The 6,794-nt window shown below is 74.0% G+C and carries 6 protein-coding genes; 2 read left to right on the top strand and 4 right to left on the bottom strand.

Features of this window, described 5'->3' with window-relative positions:
* Positions 1 to 5: 5 nt before the first annotated feature.
* The 3 genes from AB0L75_RS03865 to AB0L75_RS03875 are packed head-to-tail and all read right to left on the bottom strand — an operon-like array spanning position 6 to position 3,669.
* A complete protein-coding gene (locus tag AB0L75_RS03865; RefSeq protein WP_365174985.1) occupies positions 6 to 1,727 on the bottom strand; it encodes an L-aspartate oxidase in 1,722 nt (573 codons plus the stop codon).
* Positions 1,724 to 2,725 (bottom strand): pantoate--beta-alanine ligase, encoded by a 1,002-nt coding sequence (gene panC / locus AB0L75_RS03870; RefSeq protein ID WP_365174988.1) that lies wholly within the window; start codon positions 2,723 to 2,725, stop codon positions 1,724 to 1,726. The genes AB0L75_RS03865 and panC overlap by 4 nt, the downstream gene beginning before the upstream one ends.
* The gene (locus AB0L75_RS03875; protein WP_365174991.1) at positions 2,722 to 3,669 is read right to left on the bottom strand and encodes a DUF2520 domain-containing protein; all 948 of its coding nucleotides are present in this window, start codon (positions 3,667 to 3,669) and stop codon (positions 2,722 to 2,724) included. The genes panC and AB0L75_RS03875 overlap by 4 nt, the downstream gene beginning before the upstream one ends.
* Before the next feature lie 324 nt (positions 3,670 to 3,993).
* Between AB0L75_RS03875 and AB0L75_RS03880 the strand changes: the two genes are divergently transcribed.
* Positions 3,994 to 5,115, top strand: a complete 1,122-nt coding sequence (locus AB0L75_RS03880) for a beta-eliminating lyase-related protein (protein ID WP_365176437.1) — start codon at positions 3,994 to 3,996, stop codon at positions 5,113 to 5,115.
* On the opposite strand, the gene AB0L75_RS03885 is transcribed toward AB0L75_RS03880, so the two are convergent.
* Positions 5,116 to 5,322, bottom strand: a complete 207-nt coding sequence (locus AB0L75_RS03885) for a hypothetical protein (RefSeq protein ID WP_365174994.1) — start codon at positions 5,320 to 5,322, stop codon at positions 5,116 to 5,118.
* A 193-nt stretch (positions 5,323 to 5,515) separates the two neighbouring features.
* On the opposite strand from AB0L75_RS03885, the gene AB0L75_RS03890 reads away from it, so the two are divergent.
* Positions 5,516 to 6,658, top strand: coding sequence for a DUF5937 family protein (locus AB0L75_RS03890; protein WP_365174997.1), 1,143 nt, complete (start codon positions 5,516 to 5,518; stop codon positions 6,656 to 6,658).
* The last annotated feature ends 136 nt before the right edge of the window (positions 6,659 to 6,794 follow it).

A 6,794-nucleotide genomic window follows, 5' to 3' on the forward strand; every position in this document is an offset into this window, starting at 1 on the left:
GGGTGTTACCGGGTAGGGGGGAAGTCTGCGGTGTCCGTGGTGCGTACGGCCAGCGACCGGTCCGGATTGAGCCGTACGACGATGTGGCGCCGCCAGTGGGCGTCGTCGCGCTCGGCGCTGTCCTCGCGCCAGTGGCAGCCGCGGGTCTCCTCGCGCAGCCGCGCGGCGGCCACCAGGACGCGGGCGACGCACAGGAGGTTGGTGGCCTCCCAGGTGTCGACGCCGGGCTCGGCGGTCTTGCCGTTCTCGTCGAGCGCACCACGGGCGTCCGCGTGCAGCCGCTGGAGCTGCTCGGCGGCCCGGGCGAGGGACTCCTCGGAGCGCAGCACGCAGGCGCCGTCGGTCATGATCCGCTGAATGGCGAAGCGGGTCTCGGGGGCGAGCAGGGGGTACGCGGGCTTCTCGGGGTGCGGAACCGATGCGGGCACGCGCGCGTGGAGGCCGTTCTCGGCACGGGCCGCGGCGATGTCGTCGGCGATCCGCTCGGCGTAGACGAGGCCTTCGAGCAGGGAGTTGGAGGCGAGCCGGTTGGCGCCGTGCACACCGGTGCAGGCGACCTCGCCGCACGCGTACAGGCCCGGCACGGTCGTACGGCCCCGCGCGTCGGTGCGGACGCCTCCGGAGGCGTAGTGGGCGGCCGGCGCGATCGGGATGGGCTCGGTGACCGGGTCGATGCCGTTGGCACGGCAGGCGGCCAGGATGGTCGGGAAGCGGTGCTCCCACATGTCGGCGCCGAAGTGCCGGGCGTCGAGGAACATGTGCTCGGCGTCCTGCTCCTGCATCCGCCGCATGATGCCCTTGGCGACGATGTCCCGGGGCGCCAGCTCGGCCAGCTCGTGCTGCCCGACCATGAAGCGCACGCCGTCGGCGTCGACCAGGTGGGCGCCCTCGCCGCGCACCGCCTCGGAGACCAGCGGCTGCTGGCCCTCGGCGTCCGCACCGAGGAACAGCACGGTCGGGTGGAACTGCACGAACTCCAGGTCGGAGACCTCCGCGCCCGCGCGCAGCGCCAGCGCCACGCCGTCTCCGGTCGACACGGACGGATTGGTGGTCGCGGAGAACACCTGGCCCATGCCGCCGGTCGCGAGGACCACTGCGGGGGCGTGCACGGCGCCCACGCCGTCGTGCTGGCCCTCGCCCATCACGTGCAACGTGACACCGGCCGTGCGGCCCTCGGCGTCGGTCAGCAGGTCCAGCACGAGCGCGTTCTCGATGGCGCGCAGCCCACGCGCGCGTACCGCCTCCACGAGCGCTCGGGAGACCTCCGCGCCGGTCGCGTCGCCGCCCGCGTGCGCGATCCGGCGCCGGTGGTGGCCGCCCTCGCGGGTGAGCTGGATGTCGCCCTCGTCGTCGGTGTCGAAGTGCGCGCCGGTGGAGATCAACCGCCGTACGGCGCCGGGGCCCTCGGTGACGAGGATCCGTACGGCCTCCTCGTCGCACAGGCCCGCGCCGGCCACCAGGGTGTCCTGCAGGTGCTGTTCGGGCGTGTCGCCCTCGCCGAGCGCGGCCGCGATGCCGCCCTGGGCCCAGCGCGTGGAGCCGTCGTCCAGGCGGGCCTTGGTGACGACGACGGTCGTCAGGCCCGCGGCCTCGCAACGCAGGGCGGCGGTCAGGCCGGCCACTCCGGAGCCGACGACGACCACGTCCGCGGAGATGGCCCAGCCGGGGGCGGGCGCGTGCAGTCGTATGCCTGTAGTGGTGCCTGTGCTGGTGCCTGTGCTGGTCACGAGGCGGCTCCGAGGGTTCCGAAGGTGAGGGGCAGGTTGTCGATCAGCCGGGTCGTGCCGACCCGCGCGGCGACGGCGAGTACGGCCTCGCCGGTGAAGCCGCCGCCGATCTCGGTGAAGTCGGACGGGTCGACCAGGGCGAGGTAGTCCAGTTCGAGCGGCGGGGCGAAGCGGGCGGCCTCGTCCAGCACCTGGCGGGCGGCCGCGCGGACGGCCGCCGGGCCGCCGGGGGACGCCGTGGCGACCGCGTGCGCGTCGGCGGCCGCACGGGACTCCCCGAGGGCGCTCAGCGCCTCGGCGCGCGCGTGCGTGGACGGCACTTCGCGGGCACGCGCGCGCAGTGCCTCCTGCGCGGCGTGCCGGTCGCGGCCCGCGAACAGCGCGCGGGACAGCGCGAGCGCGGTCAGCCGCTCCTCCGGGGAGAGATAGCGGTTGCGGCTGGACAGGGCGAGCCCGTCCGGCTCGCGCACGGTCGGTACGGCGACGATCTCGACGCCGAAGTTCAGGTCCCGCGCCATGCGCCGGATCAGGGCCAGCTGCTGGGCGTCCTTCTGCCCGAACAGGGCCACGTCGGGGCGGGTGAGGTGCAGCAGCTTGGCGACGACGGTGAGCATGCCGTCGAAGTGCCCGGGCCGCGAGGCGCCCTCCAGGCGTTCGCCCATGGGGCCGGCGGTGATGCGGACCTGGGGGGCGCCGCCGGGGTAGACCTCGTCCGCGGAGGGCGCGAACACCGCGTCCGCACCGGCCTGTTCGGCGATCTTCAGGTCGGCTTCGAGGGTGCGCGGGTAGCGGTCCAGGTCCTCGCCCGCGCCGAACTGCAGCGGGTTGACGAAGACGGTGACGACGACCTCGCCGTCCCGGCCGGCGATCTCGCGCGCGCTGCGGATCAGGGTGGCGTGGCCCTCGTGCAGGGCGCCCATGGTCATCACGACGGCACGGCGGCCGCTGCGCACGCGCGCGTGCAGCTCGTCGGCGGTGCTCAGCAGGGCGGTGGTCATCGGTCGTTCCCCTCGGTGCCGTGAGTGCCGTTCGTGCCGCCGGCGCCGTCGGCCAGCACGCCGAGCAGGTCCTCGGCGAGTTCAGGCTTCAGCAGGCCGTGTGCGAGCGCCCGGTCGGCGGTCGCGCGGGCCATCGCGACATAGCCCGCGACGGTCTGCGGGGCGTGTGCGCGCAGCTCGGTGATGTGCGCGGCGACCGTGCCGGCGTCCCCGCGCGCGACCGGCCCGGTGAGCGCCGCGTCGCCCGAGCGCAGCGCGTTGTCCAGGGCGGCGCCCAGCAGCGGGCCGAGCATCCGGTCGGGCGCCTCGACGCCCGCCGTGCGCAGCAGCTCCATGGACTGGGCGACCAGGGTCACCAGGTGGTTGGCCCCGAGCGCGAGGGCCGCGTGGTAGAGCGGGCGGTTCTGCTCACTGATCCACTCGGGCTCCCCGCCCATCTCGATGACCAGGGCCTGGGCGGCCAGCCGCAGCTCCTCGGGCGCGGTGACGCCGAAGGAGCAGCCCGCGAGGCGCTGCACGTCCACGGGGGTGCCGGTGAAGGTCATCGCCGGGTGCAGGGCCATCGGCAGCGCGCCCGCGCGCAGGGCCGGGTCGAGGACCCGTGCGCCGTACCGGCCCGAGGTGTGCACGAGCAGCTGTCCGGGCCGCACCGCGCCGGTCTCGGCGAGGCCGGCCACCAGGCCGGGCAGCACATCGTCGGGGACGGTGAGCAGCACCAGGTCGGCGCGGTCCAGAACCTCGGCGGGCGGCACCAGCGGCACGTCCGGGAGCATCGTCTCGGCGCGCCGCCGGGAGGCGTCGGAGACGCCGGAGACGGCCACCGGACGGTGCCCGGCGAGCCGCAGGGACGCGGCGAGCGCGGGGCCCACACGACCGGCGCCGACGACGCCGACAGTGAGCCGCGCGGGGCGGTCCTTGAGGTCTGGCTGGTGGACTGTACTCACGCGACGGCGGCCTTCCCGTTCCAGTCCGCTCTGGGTACCGGACGATTTCTCGTCATGTTAACGCTATCTCGGTTCGGCGCCGACCGGTCGTCCACAGGCTGTGGGTTACACCACGCGTCGCGACGGTTTCGCCGCGCGCAAACTCCGGTGCCCCGTGCGGCCCGGCACGGCATGATCCCCGGCATGAGCGATACGGCTGACAGCAGCACGCCCGAGAGCGCCACGGCTGAGAGCGCCACTGTTGAGAGCGATCCAGCCGTGAGCGATTCGGGCGAGCGCGATTCGGGCGAGCGCGATTCGGCCGGGCAGGACGAGAAGCGGTCGATGTACGAGCGGCGCGGGGCCGCCCAGCGGCAGGCGCGGCGCATTCTCTCCCGCGCGGGCTGGGGAGGCACGATACGCGAGCGTCTCGCACATCTGGCGGAGGCGGCACCCGAGGTGTACGACCTGGACGAGCCGGCCGACGTCTACGGCACCCGGATCGTGGCCGCCCTGGAGGAGCGGGTCGCCGCGCTGCTCGGCACGGAGGACGCCGCGTTCTTCCCGACCGGGACGATGGCCCAGCAGGTGGCGCTGCGCTGCTGGGCGGCGCGCACCGGCGACCCCACGGTCGCCCTGCACGCCCTCGCCCACCCCGAGGTGCATGAGCGGAATGCGTTCAGCCAGGTCAGCGGCCTGCGCCCGGTCCGCGTGACCAGCGAGCCCCGGTTGCCCACGGCCGCCGAGATCCATGACTTCGAAGAGCCCTTCGGGGCGCTGATGCTGGAACTGCCCCTCCGGGACGCCGGTTTCGTGCTGCCCACCTGGGAAGAGCTGACCGAGGTCGTCGAGGCCGCGCGGGAGCGCGACGCGGTGGTCCACTTCGACGGCGCCCGCCTGTGGGAGTGCACCGACCACTTCGGGCGCCCGCTGGAGGAGATCGCGGGTCTGGCCGACAGCGTCTACGTGTTGTTCTACAAGTCGCTCGACGGCTTCGGCGGCGCGGCGCTCGCCGGCCCGAAGACGCTGGTCGAGGAGTCGAAGACCTGGCGGCACCGGTACGGCGGCATGGTCTTCCAGCAGTTCCCGACCGTCCTGTCCGCGCTCGTCGGCCTGGAGCGGGAGCTGCCCCGGCTGCCCGACTACGTGCGGCACGCGCGCGTGGTGGCCGCCGCGCTGCGCGAGGGGTTCGCCGAAGCCGGGGTGGCGTGGGCCCGTGTGTACCCCGAGGTGCCGCACACCCACGAGTTCCAGGTCTGGCTGCCGTACGAGCCCGACGTGCTGGCCGAGGCGGCCGTACGGCAGGCCGAGGAGACCTCGGTGATGCTCTTCGCGAATTTCTGGGACAGCAAAGGGCCTGGCCTGGCGTTCACGGAGGTCGTCATCCGTGCCGCGGGCCTGGAGTGGACGGCGGACGACGTGCGAAGGGCCGTGGCCGACTTCGTGGCCCGCCTGCCCGCGCCGTGATCACAGCGCTCGGGGGCGCAGCCACCGGCGCAGGGCGTACCGCACGCGCCCCCGCGCCGGGCGCTCGGCGATGACCGCGTGGAAACGCCGGTGGTCGCGCACTTCGCGGACCACGTCGGCGTCGTGCCGGCCGGGCGCGGGCGGCTCCGGTTCGCCGAGTGCGCGGGCGCGGTAGCTGTCGAGGAGGTACTGCTGGGTGATGCTCATGGCGGATCGCCTTCTCGGAGGGTCTCGGGACGAGGATGGACAGGACTGGCCACCGATCCTTCGGTGACCGTTCGGGCTCCGCGGCTGCCCCGGTGCCTCCAGGCTGCCCCTGGCCAGGGCGGTTGTCCCGTGGATTGACGACTGCCGTCAATCGACCGGGCCGCTGTCAGTGGCCGGGTGCACGATGGTGGGCATGAGCGTGACGATCGACATCACGGGACTCGCCACTGATGGGGGTGCCCCCGGCTCGAGCGAAGCCGGGAGGTGGGAGAGGGTCTCCGTCGTGCCCTCTCCCCTGGCGGAACTGGGAATGGCCCTGCACGCCCTGAGCGAGCCCGGTCACCATCCCGCCCTCCAGGGCTGGGCGACCGCGGTCTCGTCCCGGCTGGACCCCTGCCTCGCCGACCGGCTGTGCGAGGCGGACTTCCTGTGGCGTACGACGTTCTCGGACGTCTTCGCGCCGTTCGCGGGCATCCCCGGCGGTCGTACGCTCCCCGGCGCCACGCTCGCCGAAGAGCTGGACCTGCTGGACAAGCTGACGGACGAACAGTTCGTGAGCGCTGCGCTGGAGTTCACCTGCCAGCTGCGCTACGACGTCCAGGCCCCCGGCCCGCTGGACGACCCGGAGCTGCGCCGTCGCTCCCTGGAGCTGGCCGCCGCGCGCGGTGCCGTACAGGAGCGGTTCACGCGCCGGCTGCTGGAGGACCCGCCCGTCGTCCGCGCCTGGTTCCGGCAGTTGATGCTCGACTGCGACGCGGCGTTCTTCGCCGACACCTGGGCCCGTATCCAGCCGCAGCTCGCCGCGGACGCCCGGCACAAGACCGAGCTGTTGCGCCGCGCGGGTCTCGCCGAAGCCCTGGCGTCGCTCTCCCAGGCCATCTCGCTGGACGAGGACGCCGCGCTCATCACGGTCGACAAGCTCTCGGTGGGCCGCACCGCCACCGGCGACGGCGGCCTGGTCCTGGTGCCGACCAGCCTCGGCTGGCCGCATGTGCTGGTCCTGCACCGGTTCGGCTGGCAGCCGTCGATCTCCTATCCCGCGAGCGGCTCCCGCCCGCAGGCCCCGTCCGTGGAGCAGCTCACCCGCCGCATGGAGGCGCTGGCCCACCCGGTGCGGATGCGGCTGTGCCGGCACCTGGCACGCGCCCCGCACACCACGAGCGAACTGGCCGACGCGCACGGCATGTCGGCGCCCGAGATATCCCGGCACCTGGCGGTGCTGAAGAAGGCGGGCCTGATCACCGACTGCCGCCGCGGCCGGTACGTCCAGCACCAGCTGGACCTGACGTCGGTGGCCCGGCTGGGCAGCGACTTCATCGAGGGCGTCCTGCGCTGACACGCCTCGCCGCGGCCGGACTACGCCGTGTCCGCGAGAAGCGTGCGCCGGTGCCTCGCGGAGGCCGGCGTCAGCCATGCCCGCGCGCACCCTGCGCTGACGGTCCACAGCGACCCGGCTCAGCCATGCCCGCCAC

Origin of the sequence: Streptomyces sp. NPDC052101 (assembly GCF_040680235.1) — a bacterium.
In the GTDB taxonomy this organism is placed as follows: Bacteria; Actinomycetota; Actinomycetes; order Streptomycetales; family Streptomycetaceae; genus Streptomyces.